At 66.2% G+C, this 14566-nt stretch carries 13 protein-coding genes and 1 pseudogene; 8 read left to right on the top strand and 6 right to left on the bottom strand.

Going from position 1 to position 14566, the window contains the following annotated elements:
* Positions 1-261: 261 nt before the first annotated feature.
* Positions 262-1938 carry a sigma-54-dependent Fis family transcriptional regulator gene (locus J9893_RS17200; RefSeq protein ID WP_210601662.1) on the bottom strand — a complete coding sequence of 559 codons (1677 nt, stop codon included), beginning with the start codon at positions 1936-1938 and terminating at the stop codon, positions 262-264.
* A gap of 290 nt (positions 1939-2228) precedes the next feature.
* Here J9893_RS17200 and J9893_RS17195 point away from each other — a divergent pair, with 290 nt between their 5' ends.
* On the top strand, positions 2229-3746 hold the full coding sequence (locus J9893_RS17195) for an aldehyde dehydrogenase family protein (protein WP_139700619.1): 1518 nt from the start codon (positions 2229-2231) through the stop codon (positions 3744-3746).
* 51 nt (positions 3747-3797) lie between these two features.
* Here J9893_RS17195 and J9893_RS17190 read toward each other — a convergent pair whose 3' ends face one another.
* Positions 3798-4592, bottom strand: coding sequence for a helix-turn-helix transcriptional regulator (locus tag J9893_RS17190; protein WP_210601663.1), 795 nt, complete (start codon positions 4590-4592; stop codon positions 3798-3800).
* Positions 4593-4688: 96 nt separating this feature from the next.
* On the opposite strand from J9893_RS17190, the gene J9893_RS17185 reads away from it, so the two are divergent.
* Complete coding sequence (locus tag J9893_RS17185) at positions 4689-5576, top strand: DMT family transporter (protein WP_210601664.1); 888 nt, start codon at positions 4689-4691, stop codon at positions 5574-5576.
* A 95-nt stretch (positions 5577-5671) separates the two neighbouring features.
* Here J9893_RS17185 and J9893_RS17180 read toward each other — a convergent pair whose 3' ends face one another.
* A complete protein-coding gene (locus J9893_RS17180; RefSeq protein ID WP_161470781.1) occupies positions 5672-6076 on the bottom strand; it encodes a carboxymuconolactone decarboxylase family protein in 405 nt (134 codons plus the stop codon).
* Complete coding sequence (locus J9893_RS17175) at positions 6073-7056, bottom strand: aldo/keto reductase (RefSeq protein ID WP_210601665.1); 984 nt, start codon at positions 7054-7056, stop codon at positions 6073-6075. Before J9893_RS17175 ends, J9893_RS17180 begins: the two co-directional genes overlap by 4 nt.
* Positions 7057-7155: 99 nt before the next feature.
* On the opposite strand from J9893_RS17175, the gene J9893_RS17170 reads away from it, so the two are divergent.
* Positions 7156-8064, top strand: coding sequence for a LysR family transcriptional regulator (locus J9893_RS17170; protein ID WP_069785606.1), 909 nt, complete (start codon positions 7156-7158; stop codon positions 8062-8064).
* 114 nt (positions 8065-8178) lie between these two features.
* Here J9893_RS17170 and J9893_RS17165 read toward each other — a convergent pair whose 3' ends face one another.
* Positions 8179-8871 (bottom strand): response regulator, encoded by a 693-nt coding sequence (locus J9893_RS17165; RefSeq protein ID WP_010673461.1) that lies wholly within the window; start codon positions 8869-8871, stop codon positions 8179-8181.
* 3 nt (positions 8872-8874) lie between these two features.
* The gene (locus J9893_RS17160; RefSeq protein ID WP_210601666.1) at positions 8875-10440 is read right to left on the bottom strand and encodes a sensor histidine kinase; all 1566 of its coding nucleotides are present in this window, start codon (positions 10438-10440) and stop codon (positions 8875-8877) included.
* A gap of 258 nt (positions 10441-10698) precedes the next feature.
* Between J9893_RS17160 and slyA the strand changes: the two genes are divergently transcribed.
* The 5 genes and pseudogenes from slyA to J9893_RS17135 all read left to right on the top strand — a co-directional run.
* Positions 10699-11172, top strand: a complete 474-nt coding sequence (slyA, locus tag J9893_RS17155; protein WP_010673459.1) for a transcriptional regulator SlyA — start codon at positions 10699-10701, stop codon at positions 11170-11172.
* A 1-nt stretch (position 11173) separates the two neighbouring features.
* Entirely contained in the window at positions 11174-12229 is a 1056-nt protein-coding gene (locus tag J9893_RS17150; RefSeq protein WP_210601667.1) for an HlyD family secretion protein, read from the top strand.
* A 10-nt stretch (positions 12230-12239) separates the two neighbouring features.
* Positions 12240-13268 (top strand): DUF2955 domain-containing protein, encoded by a 1029-nt coding sequence (locus tag J9893_RS17145; RefSeq protein WP_210601668.1) that lies wholly within the window; start codon positions 12240-12242, stop codon positions 13266-13268.
* Positions 13269-13451: 183 nt separating this feature from the next.
* Complete coding sequence (locus tag J9893_RS17140; RefSeq protein ID WP_010673456.1) at positions 13452-13811, top strand: MliC family protein; 360 nt, start codon at positions 13452-13454, stop codon at positions 13809-13811.
* Positions 13812-13942: 131 nt separating this feature from the next.
* A pseudogene (locus tag J9893_RS17135) lies at positions 13943-14566 on the top strand (IS4-like element ISAeme15 family transposase); the annotation flags it as partial.

The following is a 14566-nucleotide window of genomic DNA, read 5'->3' as shown; positions in this document are numbered from 1 at the left end:
CTTTTACCCTACACCTTGAAGCGCCGGACCGCGCTGATCCAGATCCAAGGTTATTACACGCGCCGCACCGGGCGCAGACGGGTGCCGACTAACCGGCACGGGCCCCATGGGGCGCAAGCGGCATCGGCCAGCTGGCGGGAGAGAGGCGGGGAGCCTCGTCGGTCGTAAGATGGATCATTGCGCACTCCCTGCGATGGAAACATAACGAAAAAACGTCCTTGCCTTCGCAGTCTACACAAGCGCTGGATGGCGCGACACCCTTCACCCCTCCTCCCGCAGTGCCCGATAGAGGGTAGTGCGACTGATGCCAAGACGGCGCGCCGCCTCGCTCACGTTGCCGCCGCACTCTGCCAGGGTCTGCTGCACCCGCTGCCGACTCTGCTCGCGCAGGGTACTCCCTCCCAAAGGTGAGCTCTGCCCCCCCTCCACGGCGGGCAGATGCAGATGGGCAGGTTCAATCCAGCCCTGCCCCTCTGCCAGTACACAGGCCACCTCCAGCGCCTGTTTGAGCTGGCGCACGTTGCCGGGCAGAGGGTGAGCCAGCAACCGCTGCTCCGCCTCCCGGCTCAGTTGTAGCGCCGGGTCCATCTGGGCGAGCAGGTTCAGGATCAACCCCTGACGCTCGGGCACCGACCAGGCCCGCAGGGGTGCCAGTTGCTGGCGCCAGCCGCAGATGCGGTAGTAGAGATCTTCGCGAAAGGTGCCGGCCGCCACCATGGCCGCCAGATCCCGATGGCTGGCGCTGACCAGCCAGAAATCCACCGCCTCGGGTCTGTGGCTGCCTACCGGGGTGACGACGCGCTCCTGCAACACCCGCAGCAGCCGGGTCTGGGCCTGGAGCGGCAGCTCGCCAATTTCATCCAGCATCAGGATGCCGCCGTGGGCGGCGCGCAGATAGTCCTGGCTGCCCTGGCTGCGGGCACCGCTGAAGGCCCCCCCCACGTAGCCGAACAGCTCGGCCTCCACCAACTCCGCCGGCAGGGCGCCGCAGTTGACGCACACCAGAGGCCGCTCCCGACGGCTCGATCTGGCGTGCAGGGTGCGCACCAGGTGCTCCTTGCCGCTGCCGGTCTCCCCCTCGATGAGCAATGAGATGCCCCGCTCCAGCATCTTGAGCGGCACCTGCTGCGCCTGCGATCTCCCCTCCTCAACCGCGCTCGGCAGGGGAAGCCTGGCGGCGCGCTCCCCCGCCTCCGGCACCAGCCGCAGGCCGCGGCGCTCGCGCAGCAACTGCTGACCGTCGAAGGGGTGCTGGCCGAGCCAGAGCCGACCGGCCCGGTTGGCCCCGAGCAGCTCGCCCCCCTCCCCCAGCAGCAGGCGGGCAGACCAGAGACTCTGGGGATCGAGATCCACCAGCCAGCCCGGCTGGCGGGCCAGCAGGGCGTTTTCCAGGGTCATGGCCAGGAGGCGCACGGTGCCCAGCATGTCGCCGCCGTGGTGGGCCGCATTGGTGGAGATGTCGAGCACGCCGAGCAGTTGCCCGTCCGGCCCGAGCAGGGGGCAGGCGCTGCAACTGAGAAAGCTGTGCTGGGCGAAGAAGTGCTGCGCCCCCAGCACCTGCACCTCGCTCTGCTCGGCCAGCGCGGTGCCGATGGCGTTGGTGCCCTTGCTCGCCTCCCCCCAGCGGGCGCCGCTGCGCAAAAAAATGCGCTCGGCATGGCGGGCAAACCGGTCGTCTCCGCTCACCGCAAGAATGGCCCCCTCGCCGTCACACAGCAGAAGACGACAGGGTCTGCCCGCCAGCAACTGGCCAAAGAGCGGCAGCACGAAGCGCTGGAAGCAGGCGATGAGCGTCCTGTGCTGCTCCTGGCGAGCCGACAGCTCCCCCTGGGGCAGCAAGTCCAGCTCGGCGCTCTGCTGGCGGCTCAGCCCCTGATGCAGGCAGCGCTCCCAGGAGCGCTGGATTGGGCTGGCACCGGATTGAGGCAACTCGCTCATCACACCTCCTTCTACACACTCGCGAATAGGGCCGCCTTGGGGGAGCGCCTTCATCACGTCTCCTGTTCACAAACGGCACAGTGTCACACCCGATGTTCAGAAACGGCACAGTTTGGGGGCCGCCCTGGGGGGCACTGGTTAACCAAGATACCCCTTGGCACCCCGTTTGATAACGTTTTTGCAACCTTTTTGTGTAGAGCGCCGCCCGCTGGCACGCCCCTTGCGATGACAGGAAGCAACCGGACTGCCCACCAGGCCGGTCAGGACCACACACACATAAGGATGATGAGATGATTTATACCGCTCCCGGTCAGGCAGGTGCCCTGGTCAGCTTCAAATCCCGTTATGACAACTTCATCGGTGGCGACTGGGTGGCGCCGCGCGCCGGCCGCTATTTCGAGAACATCTCGCCGGTGGATGGCCGGGTGTTCTGCGAGGTGGCCCGCTCCGACGCCGCCGACATCGAGCTCGCCCTGGACGCGGCCCACAAGGCGTTCGCCAGCTGGAGCAAGACCAGCGTCACCGAGCGCAGCAACCTGCTGCTGCGCATCGCCGATCGCATCGAACAGAACATTGAAGTGCTCGCCGTCGCCGAGACCTGGGAGAACGGCAAGGCGGTGCGCGAGACCCTGGCCGCCGACCTGCCCCTGGTGGTAGATCACTTCCGCTACTTCGCCGGCTGCATCCGCGCCCAGGAGGGCTCCGCCGCCGAGCTGGACCAGAACACCGTCAGCTACCACTTCAAGGAGCCCATCGGCGTGGTCGGCCAGATCATCCCGTGGAACTTCCCCCTGCTGATGGCCGCCTGGAAGCTGGCCCCGGTACTGGCGGCCGGCTGCTGCAGCGTGCTCAAGCCCGCCGAGCAGACCCCGGTCACCATCATGCTGATGATGGATCTCATCAAGGACATCCTGCCCCCTGGCGTAGTCAACGTGGTCAACGGCTTTGGTGCCGAGGCGGGCCAGGCGCTCGCCACCAGCAACCGGATCCAGAAGCTGGCGTTTACCGGCTCCACCGAGGTGGGCGCCCATATCCTGCGCTGCGCCGCCGACAAGCTGATCCCCTCCACCGTGGAGCTCGGTGGCAAGTCCCCCAACATCTACTTCGCCGACGTGATGCAGCACGAGAGCAGCTACATCGACAAGGCGGTGGAAGGGATGCTGATGACCTTCTTCAACCAGGGCGAGGTGTGTACCTGCCCCTCCCGCGCCCTGGTGCAGGCCAGCATCTATGACGACTTCATGGACCGGGTGCTGGCCCGCGCCCGCACCATAGTGCAGGGCAACCCCCTCGACACCACGACCCAGGTGGGGGCCCAGGCGTCCCGCGAGCAGTTCGACAAGATCCTGAGCTACATGGAGATCGGCCGCGGCGAAGGGGCCAAGATGCTGCTGGGCGGCGGCCCGGCCAAGGTGAGCGGGCTGGAGGGGGGCTTCTACATCCAGCCCACCATCTTCTCGGGCCAGAACAAGATGCGGGTGTTCCAGGAGGAGATCTTCGGGCCGGCGCTCGGGGTCACTACCTTCAAGGACGAGGCGGATGCCCTGGCCATTGCCAACGACACCCAGTACGGGCTGGGGGCGGGCCTGTGGACCCGGGACAGCAATCTGGCCTGGCGCATGGGGCGCGGCATCCAGGCCGGCCGGGTCTGGGTCAACTGCTACCACGCCTACCCGGCCCATGCGGCCTTTGGCGGCTACAAGAAGTCGGGGATCGGTCGCGAGACCCACAAGATGATGCTGGACCACTACCAGAACACCAAGAACCTGCTGGTGAGCCACGACATCAACCCCCTCGGCTTCTTCTAAGCCCATCCCGTGATCCACAAGGGCGCCTGCGGGCGCCCTTTTTCATGCGGTTCAGGCCACGGGTTGGCCCAGCTGCTGGCGATAGCGCTGGGGGGCGCAGCCCTGTTCGCGCTGGAACATGGCGATGAAAGCCGAGGTGGAGGCGTAACCGAGGCGCCAGGCGATCTCCTGCACCGGCATCTCGCCCCGCAGCCAGTCCAGCGCCTTCACCAGCCGCAGCCGGGTGCGCCACTGGCCCAGGCTCATGCCAAGCTCCTTCTGGCAACGCCGCGCCAGGGTGCGCTCCGTGGTGTGCAGCGCCCTGGCCCACTCCACCAGCGTGCGGTTGTCCTCCGGCGCCGCCTGCAATGCCGCCAGCAAGGGTGCCAGCAGGCGATCCCGGCTCTGGGGCAGGTAGCTCGGCTGGCAACGGGTGCGGGCCAGCTTCTCGATGAAGAGCTCACCCTGACGGGCATCCCACTCATCCTCCATGTGCCCGACCCGGCGCTGGGTGAAGTCCTCCAGCAGGGCCCGCAGCAAGGGGGTGAGGGCCAGCAGCTGGGGTTCCCGTGGCAGGCGCGGTGCCAGCGCGTGGCTCACGTAGATGGAGGTGTAATCCAGGGTCTGCTCGTTGAAGGCGGTGTGGGGCAGGTCCGCCGGCACCCAGATGAGGTAGTCCGGGGGCGCCACCAGCCGCTCTCCCCCCACCTCCACCACCATGACCCCCAGGCTGATGAGGCTGAGCTGACCCCAGGGGTGGGCGTGTTCGGCGCAGGCTTTGCCCCCCTGGATCTGGCTGTAGCGAAAGTAGAGGGGGTTGGGGTCGGCCAGCAGGCGATCCTGCTCGGCCAGGGTGAGGGTGCCCATGCAGATTGTCCCAAAGCGGTTATGACATGTCTTATTTACGCTACTTACCTCGTTCAAGACAAGGCTAGACTCTCCCCATCGTACCAAGGAGTGCTTATGCCTTTTCTCTTCCCCCTGCTCGCCATCTTGATCTGGGCCGCCAATACCGTGGTCTCCAAGGCCGCCGCCGGCGTGCTGGATCCCGCCGCCATCTCCTTCTATCGCTGGGTGATCGCCGCCCTCGCGCTCTCCCCCTTCTGCCTGCCGCAGCTCTGGCGCCGCCGGGCCGACATCCGCCTCTGGCTCGGCAAGCTGCTGGTGCTCTCCCTGCTCGGCATGGTGCTCTACCAGTGCCTCGCCTACTACGCCGCCCACAGCACCTCGGCCACCAACATGGGGGTCATCGGCTCCCTGCTGCCCCTGCTCACCCTGCTCATCGGGGCCTGCTGCTTTGGCCAGAAGCCGGGCAAGCAGGCGCTGCTCGGCATGAGCCTCTCCCTGTTCGGGGTGCTCTGGCTGCTGGGTCAGGGCAATCCCCTGGCACTGCTGCACAGCGGCATCAACCCCGGCGACGGCATGATGCTGCTGGGGGCGGCCAGCTATGCCCTCTATGGCCTGCTGATCCGCCGCTGGCAACTGCCGTTCGGCCCCTTGCTCAACCTCTACCTGCAGATCCTGCTGGCGGTGATGCTGCTCATCCCGGTGGCCCTCTCTGCCGACTCCCTGGCCATTCCCGCCCAGGGCTGGAGCATGGTGCTGTTCGCCGGCCTCGCCTCCTCCATCTTCGCCGCCTACTGCTGGATGCGCGGCCTCGCCACCCTGGGGGCGGAGCGCACCTCGGTCTTCATGAACCTGATGCCCCTGTGCACGGCCCTCATCGCCGTCATCACCCTGGGGGAGCCCATCCACGGCTATCACCTGCTGGGGGGCGGCCTCATCCTGACCGGGGTCATGCTCTCCCAGCTCAAGCCGAGGGTACGCCGTCCTCTGCCAGAAGGGGCTTGAGCCGGCCAGCACCATGAAAGAAGGGAGCCTCGGCTCCCTTCTTGCTGCCCTCGTCAGGGCACACCTGACCTTTTCGCCAGGGTGACGTCTCCACCTTAATCCCTGCCCCCCCGCCCCTTGTCATGGGCGGCGAAGGCGCTGCGGGCCGCACGGATGCCATTCATGCAGGCGGGCACTCCGGCATAGACGGCGACCTGGAGCAGGATCTCGATGATGGTCTCCCGGCTGACCCCCACATTGAGGGCGGCCCGGATATGGAACTCGAGCTGTCCGGGCGCCGTGCCCATTCCCATCAGGGTCGCCACCGTGAGTATCTCGCGGGTGCAGAGATCGATGCCGGGACGGGCGAGCACATCGGCAAAGGCAAACCCCAGCACCAGCTCGGCAAGTTCCGGTGGCAGGGCATCCAGGCTGGCGGCGACTCGCGTGGGTGCCTGGGGATCGAGCCGGGCCAGCAGCGCGAACGCCCGTTCATGGCGATCCGTGTGCGAGCCGCTCATGCGTTCACCCCCTTCATCCCCTCGGCAGTATAGCGCTCCCCCGCCACCGGCAGGGTCCGGATGGCCTGGCCCAGGGCCCCGAGCTCCGCTGGGGAGAGGCGCACCGAGAGGGCGCCGAGGTTATCCTCAAGGTGGGTCAGGCGCCGGGTGCCGGGGATGGGCACTATCCCCTCCCATTGCGCCAGCAGCCAGGCCAGGGCTATCTGCGCCGCCGTGCACCCCTTCTGCCGGGCCAGGGCCATGACCGCCTGCACCAGGGTGCGGTTGGTGGCGAGGTTCTCCCCCTGAAAGCGCGGCAGACTGGCCCGAAAATCCCCTTCCTCGAACACCGCCTCCTGCTGGTAACGCCCGGTCAGAAACCCGCGCCCCAGGGGGGAGTAGGCCACCAGACCAATCCCCAGCTCCCGGCAGGCGGGCAGCACCGCCGCCTCCACCTCCCGGGTCCAGAGGGAGTATTCGGTCTGCACCGCCGCCACCGGGTGCACGGCATGGGCGCGCCTCAGGGTGGCCTCGCTCACCTCGCACAGACCGATGCGGGCTATCTTGCCCTCCTGTACCAGCTGCGCCAGCCCGGCCATGGTCTCATCGACGGGATGGGCCGGATCGAGGCGGTGCACATAGTAGAGATCGATCTGCTCGATGCCGAGGCGGCGCAGGGAGCCCTCGCAGCTCTGGCGCGCATAGCGGGCGCTGTTGTCGAGGGTACGCCTGTACTCCCCGTGCTGGCGCACGATGCCAAACTTGGTGGCGACCTTCACCTGCCCCCGCCGGGTCGCGAGAAAACGCCCGATCAGCGCCTCGTTGTGGTGGGGGCCGTACATGTCGGCGGTGTCGAGCAGGTCGATGCCCCGCTCCACCGCCTCCGCCAGCACTCGCAAGGACATCTCATCGTCCCGCGGCCCGTAGAATTCGCTCATCCCCATGCAGCCCAGCACCAGGGCAGAGACCTGCAGGTTGGCTCCCAGTGTTCGTCGTTGCATCGCATTTTCTCCCTGACAAGTTGCAGGGGAGTATGGTCTTCCGAAAATTAATGAGATATAGAGATAACTGGCAACCCATTTTCCGATTATGGAAACACTATGCACGATCCCCTGCTCTGGGACGACGCCCGCGTCTTCCTGGCCATCGCCCGCAGCGGCACCCTGAGCGGTGCCGCCCACGCCCTTCGCATGGGGGTGGCCACCGTCTCCCGGCGCCTGGACAGGCTGGAGGCGGCCCTCGGCCTCCCCCTGTTCAGCCGCCACCAGCAGGGCTATCGCCTGACCGACGACGGGGAGGCCCTGCTTGAGCGAGCCGAGGCGCTGGAACATGCGGGACTGGCCTTTGGCGAGGCGGGGCAGTTGCAGGGACAGGTGGCCGGCACCGTGCGCCTCGCCACTGCCGAGAACCTGGCCAATCCCCTCATCATCCCCTCCCTGCCGACGCTCTTTGCCCAGCACCCCGAGCTGAGGGTGGAGCTGGTCACCGGGGTGCAGACGGTGAACCTGCACCGGCGCGATGCCGATCTCGCGGTGCGCATGGTCAAGCCCGATGCCGGCCACCTCACCCTGCGGCGCCTGGGCACCCTGGGCTTTGGCCTCTACGGGACCGGCGCCTACCTGGATGCCCGCAGCCCCGGGCTGGATGCCGCCAGCTTCGATCAGGATGACTTCATCGGATGGAACGAAACCCAGAGCCACCTGCCCGCCGCCAGATGGATGACCCGCATGCTGCGCGGCCGCCCCTGCCGGGTGGAGACCAGCACCCTGGCGGCCCAGCTCGCCGCCGCCCAGGCCGGTCTGGGGCTCGCGGTGCTGCCCCACTACCTGGCCCGCCAGACGGATCTGGTCTGCCTGCTGCCGGAGCTCGGAGTGGATCAGCCCATCTGGCTGGTGCTCCACAGCGATCTCGCCCACTCCCGGCGGGTGAGAGCCGTGGCGGATCATCTCATCGCCCTGTTCGAGCGCGCCCGCACCGCCCTGCACCCCTTCTCGGGCGATCCCAGATAGAAGGGCCGGGTCGCATCGGGGCAAAACAAAAGGGAGCTCAAAGGCTCCCTTTTATCTGCGCGGCCTGCGCAGCATGGTGTGCGCGGCCTCTTCGGCGTTGTGCCCGCGGCGGGGTCACGACTCCCGGCGCCAGTGGTAGCGCCGCTCCGGGCGGCCACGCTGGCCGTAGTTGAGCTCCACGTCCAGCCGATCTTCTGACTCCAGAAACTCCAGGTAGCGGCGGGCCGTGGTGCGACTCAGGGAGAGGCGCAGGGCCACGGTGTCGGTGGAGAAGGTGTTGTCCGGCTCCCCCGCCAGCAGATCCAGCACCTGTCGCAGGGTGATGGCGTCGATCCCCTTGGGGGTCTCCCGCGCCTCCCGACCCTGGTTGCGCGCCTTGCCCATCAGGCGGTCCAGGTCGCTCTGGGCCAGCTCCCCCGGCTCGCACAGGCGGCGATGCAGGACCAGGATCTCCTCCAGGCTCTGCTGGATGCGAAACAGCCGCAGCGGCTTGATGACGTAGTCCTGCACGCCCAGGTTGAGGGCCTGCTGTATGGTCTCCACGTCGCAGGAGGCGGTCACCATCATCACCATCACCTCCCGGTTGTAGCTGCGCAGCCGGCTCACCCACTCCAGGCCCGAGCCATCGGGCAGGGAGATGTCGACCATCAGCAAGCGGGGCTCGCTCCCCGCCATCAGGCGATCCGCCTCGGCCAGGGTGCCGGCCCGCCCCATCAGGGAGAACCCGGCCGTGGAGGAGACCAGCTCCCCCAACATGGCGCCTATCCGCTCGTCATCCTCGATAATCAGCGTGAAAATTGGCTTCATGACTTACACCAATTGGTTTTTATTCAAATAGATACCAAACAGGGTCGTCTGCTCGGCGGTGCGACGCCATTCTATCACGCCCCCCCGCCTGGCCACCGTCTTCTTGACCAGGAAGAGGCCGACCCCGTGATCCCCGGTCTGGCGGCTGACACCGTAGTCGAACAGGTGATCCGCCAGCGCCTCGTCCACCCCCTCGCCACTGTCCTCCACCTCGATCACCAGCCGCCGCCCCAGATCATAGAGGGAGAGCAGCACCCTGGGCGCGGCGTGCTCGCGGTTCCCCCAGGCGGCGCGAATGCCGTTGTCCAGCAGGTTGCCGATGCAGGTGATGAGATCCGCCGACACCTCGGCCGGATACTCCCCGAGGGCCGACCCCGCATCCAGCACCAGCTCCACCCCCAGCTCCCGCGCCCGGCTGAACTTGCCGAGGATGAGCCCGGCCACCGGCTTGTTCTCGATGACCCGCAGCAGATCCTGCAACATGTTCTGGCAGGCTTCGTTCTCCTGCTGGATGAGGTCTACCGCCTGATCCACGTGGCCGAGCTGGAGCAGACCGGAGAGGCTGCTGAGCTTGTTGGCGAATTCATGGGTCTGGATGCGCAGCATCTCGCCGTACTGGCGCAGGTGGGTCACCTGCATGCCCAGGCTGCCGGTGCCGTCTGGCCGGCTGAAGATGAGCATGCGCCCCGGCTCGCGACCGCTGAGCTCCTGCCAGTGGCCGACGAAGTCATCCCCCTGCACGGTGAACCTGACCGCCCCCCCTTGCTGCAACGTGGGCACGAGGCCGGGGGCCAGCTCCGCCAGGGAGCGGCCCAGCAGGGCGTGGCGCCCGGTGCCGGGCAGTCGCAACTGATAGAAGGCGGCGCTGTTGAGCATGGTGATCCTGTGCTGGTTGTCCAGGGCCACTATCCCCTCCGAGATCCCCTCCAGCACCAGATCCTGCTGGGCGAAGCGATTGGCGATGGTCTCCGGCTCCAGATCCAGCAGGGTGCGGCGCAGCAGGTGCTGCACCCAGAGCGCCAGCAGCAGGCCGCACCCCAGCACCGCTGCGATGGCGCCGACCAGCAGGGCGATCCGCTCCTGATAGGTGCCCTCCACGGTGCGCATCAGATAACCCACCGCCACTGCACCGATGGCCTGGCCATCGGGCCCCACTACGGGAGCGAAGCAGCGGATGGCGGGACCCAGGGTGCCCACGTCCCGGGAGCAGTAGCTCTCGCGCGACTGGAGTGCAGGCCAGATGTCCTCCCCCCGGAAGGTCTGGCCCACCAGCTCGGGCGAGGGGTGGCTCAGGCGCCTGGCATGTTCGTCGGTCACCACCATGTAGGCGGCGTCGGTGCGGCTGCAGATCCCCTGCACATAATCCCGCAGCCCGGGATCGCTCCCCTTCTCCAGGGCCCGGACCACCCGGCTGTCCGCCGCCAGCACCCGGGCCAGATCGCTCCCCTTCTCCTTCAGGTTGTTCTCCAGCAGGTGGCGCATGAAGAGGGCGAGCAGACAGCCCAGGATCAGGATCAGCAGCAGTGACAAGCCAAGCGAGAGGGTGACTAGCTGGTGGCGCAGTTTCATCGTTCAACCTTGCAGCGGACAGGAAAGCCCAGGGTGAGGGTGTCCCCCGGCCGGGTCAGTGGCCAGCCTGGCGCACCTCAAAGGTGGCCACTCTAGCGCCTCCCCCGGCCGTTGTCGGTTAGCTGGCCCGCAAAGCCATATAAAAACTTAAACACCACGGCCCGGGCAAAAAACCTGAACGTGAGCTGTATCACACTATTTACTTAGCCTGCGAAATAAATATAATGCTTCGCAAGCTAAGTAATTGAGGTGCCCGTCATGAAAAAGGATCTGGAGATGTTGCGAGAACTCTCCCTCGCCGAGCAGCTGGGGCGATTGCACCGGCTCTGGCGCACCGTGGCCGATCTCGAGCTGGCACCTCTAGGGCTCACCCATCCCCGCTGGACCGCCCTGTGGAAACTCAGCCGCCTCGGCGGCCACCTCAGCCAGAAGACCCTGGCCGAGGCCCTGGAGATAGAGCTCCCCTCCCTGATGCGGACCCTGGGTCAGCTCGAGGAGCAGGGGCTGATCGAGCGCCATTGCTGCAGCCAGGACAAGCGGGCCCGCATCGTCACCCTGACCCCGGCGGGCAAGGCGCTGCTCGATCAGATCGAGGGCCGCATCATCGCCGTGCGCCGGGAGCTGCTCACCGGCATCAGCCAGCAGGAGCTGGCCCAGTTTGAAGACATTGTGCACCGCATCTCCGCCAACGCCCTCGGCAAGATAGCCGCACAGCACGAAGAGAGAGAATAAGATGACACCGGATCAACAATTCAAGCGCTGGATAAAGTGGGCCATCATCTGCTTCGTCCTGGTGTTTGGCTACTTTCTGCTGGCCGACATCAAGATGCCCCTGACCCCCCAGGCCATGGCCACCCGGGTCGTCACCCGGATGGCCCCCCAGGTCAGCGGCAAGGTGGTCGAAGTCGCCGTCGCCAACAACCAGCACGTCAAGCAGGGGGATCTGCTGTTCGCCCTCGACCCGGAACCCTTCCAGCTCGCCGTGGATCAGGCCAGGCTCGCCCTGGATCAGGCCAGGCAGCAGAACCGCCAGCTGGACGCGACCCTGACCGCCTACGAGGCGGAGTACAGCTCGCTGCGCACCCAGGCCGACCAGAAACAGCGGGAAGCGGCGCGCATCGACGCCCTCTACCGCCGTCACATGGTCTCTGAACAGCAGAAAGATGACGCCGACAGCGCCGCCCGCACCGCCCGTGCCAACCTGCTCGGCAGCCAGGCCCGGGTAGAGCAGGCCCGCGTCAACCGCGGCTTGCCAGGGGAAGACAACCTGCTGCTGCGCCAGGCCCGCAACCGCCTCGCCCAGGCCGAGCTCAACCTCGCCTACAGCCGGGTTCATGCGAGCCAGGACGGCATCATCACCAACCTGCAGCTCAAGCCTGGCAGCGTGGCCAATGCAGGCTCCCCCCTGCTGGCCCTGGTCTCCGAGCAGGTGGACGTGATCGCCGATTTTCGCGAGAAGAGCCTGCGCCACGTCAGCGCCGGCAGTCAGGCCCTCGTCGCCTTCGACGGCGAGCCCGGTCGTCTCTATCCTGCCCGCGTCGCCAGCCTGGATGCCGGGGTCAGCGCCGGTCAGTTTGACGCCAACGGCCAGCTTGCGAACCCCGTCGAGTCCGATCGCTGGGTGCGCGATGCCCAGCGCCTGCGCCTGCACCTGACCCTGGAGCAACTGCCCGCCCACCTGCCGGCCGGGGCCCGCGCCACGGTGCAGTTGCTGCCGGACAACACCCTGACCGGGCTGCTGGCCCGCGGCCAGATCCGTCTGCTCAGCCTGCTGCACTACATCTATTGAGATGACGACCATGAACCTGTGGCACAGACCCCTCACCCCCAACGAACTGCGCCAGTGTCTGCGCATCGCCTTTGGCTGTACCCTGGGGTTTGTGCTGTGCAAGATCTTCGGCTGGAGCAACGGGGTCTTCTTCACCGTCACCCCGGTGCTGCTGCTCGGCCTGGTGCCGGTGATGAACGGTCACGCCGCCCGCCAGCTCATCGCCTCCGCCGCCATGTGCGGTCTGGAAGTGGGGCTGCTCGGCGGCCTGTTTGGCGGCCACCCGGGGCTCATGACCCCCCTGGTCTTTTTGCTCTTCCTCTACCGTTTCGCCGCCATGTCCCGGGGCAGCCTGTTCCTGTTCGGTGCCAACGGGGTGCTCAGCCTCAGCATCATGCTGCACTTTGCCAGCTACCCCGGGATTGATCTGAACGACCTCATCTTCAGCAACCTCTGGGCCAGCGTCCTGTCGGTGCTCATCGCCTATCTGATGACGGCCCTCATTCCGGACGTGGAGGAGTGCCCCAGGCCGGCCCCCTCCCCCAAGGCGCCGCACCGGATGCGCCACGAAGCCCTGCTGGGGGCGTCCATCGCGACCCTCTCGTTCCTGGTGTTCCAGATCTTCGACCTGCGCGACTCCATGTCTGCCCAGGCCACCACCCTGCTGCTGCTCTTCCCCATGCACTGGAACGGCGCCCTGGACTATGCCCGCAAGCGGGCCATGGGCACCCTGCTGGGGGTGAGTTTCGGCATCCTGGGGCAGCTGGTGCTCTATGACTGGTCCGGCTTGCTGCTGCTGGTGACCCCGGTGCTCTGGCTCGGCGCCATGCTGTTCAGCTATGCCCATGTGAAGGAGGCAAGCGGCTCCGGAGTCGGCTTCGGTGCCCTCACCACCCTCGGCATCCTGTTCGGCCAGTACCTGACCCCGGGCAACGACCTGGTGTTCAGCGCCCTCTATCGGGTGAGCAGCATCCTCTTTGCCATCGTGGTCACCCTGCTCGCCTGCTACCTCATCCACCGGCTGCTCAATCGCTTCGAGGCGACACGGTTCGGCCACTGACCCTTTTCTGCAGCCATTGGATGGCTCCCTTTCGCCCCGCTTGCCTGCCGGGGCGTTTTTTTGCCTGCCCCACGGACCAGAGGGAGACGGACGCATCCCGACGCAGGGCTCCTGCCACGAGGTTGCAGTTGTGCCTCATCCTGTTAGGCTCAAGGCCATATGACACCGTTGTGAGGATCAAACATGAAACACGCCAAGCTCTTTCTACTGGGGGCGGGCGCCATCACCCTGCTCGGCGGCTGCGATCTGGGCAGCGGCAAGCTGGGAGTGACCGGCGGCGATCCCGTCACCTATCTGTGTGAACAGAACCAGAAAGTGCAGGTTCGCTACTTCTCCCTCTCGGACGAGAGCCTGAACTTCGTCAAGCTCTCCCTCCCCGATGGCAAGGATTACACCCTGCCACAGGCGGTTTCCGCCTCCGGCGCCCGCTATACCGACGATCACGAGGTGGTCTGGTGGAACAAGGGCAAGGAGGGGTTCGTCGAGATGCGCGATGACGCCGGGGAGTGGCAGAGCCGCTACAACGACTGCAAGGAGCAGTGATCCGCGCCGTCATGGCACAGAGCCCACACGAAACACCCCGGCCTGGCCGCAATGCTGATCAGTTAAGGATCCATTGACCGATCCTTCTGCTGTAGGACAATCCGGAACCAATCACTGGTTCCGGATTTTTTATGTCTATTGCAAACGATCTGAACGATGTTGTTGAGGCATCTGGCGACATGCTGGCTCGGCTGGCCATTTTTGCCGACCATATTCCCGACGAATGGATTACTGCCGCTGCCGCCTTGTCTGAAAAGGCCACTATCCGCCGACGCCGCTTACCTTCTGATATGGTCTTGTGGCTCGTCGTGGGGATGGCCTTTTTCCGCAATGAGCCCATCTCCGAGGTCGCTCGGCGCCTCAACATCTGTGCAGAAGGGTTGGCCAATGATGCCTTGCTCGCGGACAGTGCCCTGTCTCAGGCCCGTCAGCGACTCGGCAAACAGCCGCTCGAGTGGCTGTTCAAACAGTGCGCCGATGTGTGGGGGCGGGAACGTTATCCTGAAGACCATTGGCACGGTTTACAGGTCTTTGCCATCGATGGGGTCCTGTTCCGAACCCAGGATATGCCTGAACTCAGAGCACATTTCGGCTCGGGTAACACCTCAACCAACCGGCAGACACCCTACCCGATGCTGCGGTTGGTCACGCTCATGAATGTCCGCTCGCATGTCATTGCCAACGCGGCCATCAGCCCGTACCGTAAAGGGGAAATCCCCCTGGCCAGCGAGTTCATTCACTCATTGCCGGACAAG

It is taken from the genome of Aeromonas sp. MaB10011B, assembly GCF_017939325.1.
In the GTDB taxonomy this organism is placed as follows: Bacteria; Pseudomonadota; Gammaproteobacteria; order Enterobacterales; family Aeromonadaceae; genus Aeromonas; species Aeromonas caviae.
The sequence above is the reverse complement of the archived record's forward strand: the minus strand, read 5'-3'. Positions and strand labels throughout refer to the sequence as shown.

What these genes read in the sequence shown, in the direction of transcription:
- J9893_RS17150 (WP_210601667.1), top strand. Translation starts at nt 11,174, where the DNA reads ATGACACCGGATCAACAATTCAAGCGCTGGATAAAGTGGGCCATCATC.
- J9893_RS17200 (WP_210601662.1), bottom strand. Translation starts at nt 1,938, where the DNA reads ATGAGCGAGTTGCCTCAATCCGGTGCCAGCCCAATCCAGCGCTCCTGG.
- J9893_RS17180 (WP_161470781.1), bottom strand. Translation starts at nt 6,076, where the DNA reads ATGAGCGGCTCGCACACGGATCGCCATGAACGGGCGTTCGCGCTGCTG.
- J9893_RS17140 (WP_010673456.1), top strand. Translation starts at nt 13,452, where the DNA reads ATGAAACACGCCAAGCTCTTTCTACTGGGGGCGGGCGCCATCACCCTG.
- J9893_RS17165 (WP_010673461.1), bottom strand. Translation starts at nt 8,871, where the DNA reads ATGAAGCCAATTTTCACGCTGATTATCGAGGATGACGAGCGGATAGGC.
- J9893_RS17145 (WP_210601668.1), top strand. Translation starts at nt 12,240, where the DNA reads ATGAACCTGTGGCACAGACCCCTCACCCCCAACGAACTGCGCCAGTGT.
- J9893_RS17195 (WP_139700619.1), top strand. Translation starts at nt 2,229, where the DNA reads ATGATTTATACCGCTCCCGGTCAGGCAGGTGCCCTGGTCAGCTTCAAA.
- J9893_RS17185 (WP_210601664.1), top strand. Translation starts at nt 4,689, where the DNA reads ATGCCTTTTCTCTTCCCCCTGCTCGCCATCTTGATCTGGGCCGCCAAT.
- J9893_RS17160 (WP_210601666.1), bottom strand. Translation starts at nt 10,440, where the DNA reads ATGAAACTGCGCCACCAGCTAGTCACCCTCTCGCTTGGCTTGTCACTG.
- J9893_RS17175 (WP_210601665.1), bottom strand. Translation starts at nt 7,056, where the DNA reads ATGCAACGACGAACACTGGGAGCCAACCTGCAGGTCTCTGCCCTGGTG.
- J9893_RS17170 (WP_069785606.1), top strand. Translation starts at nt 7,156, where the DNA reads ATGCACGATCCCCTGCTCTGGGACGACGCCCGCGTCTTCCTGGCCATC.
- slyA (WP_010673459.1), top strand. Translation starts at nt 10,699, where the DNA reads ATGAAAAAGGATCTGGAGATGTTGCGAGAACTCTCCCTCGCCGAGCAG.
- J9893_RS17190 (WP_210601663.1), bottom strand. Translation starts at nt 4,592, where the DNA reads ATGGGCACCCTCACCCTGGCCGAGCAGGATCGCCTGCTGGCCGACCCC.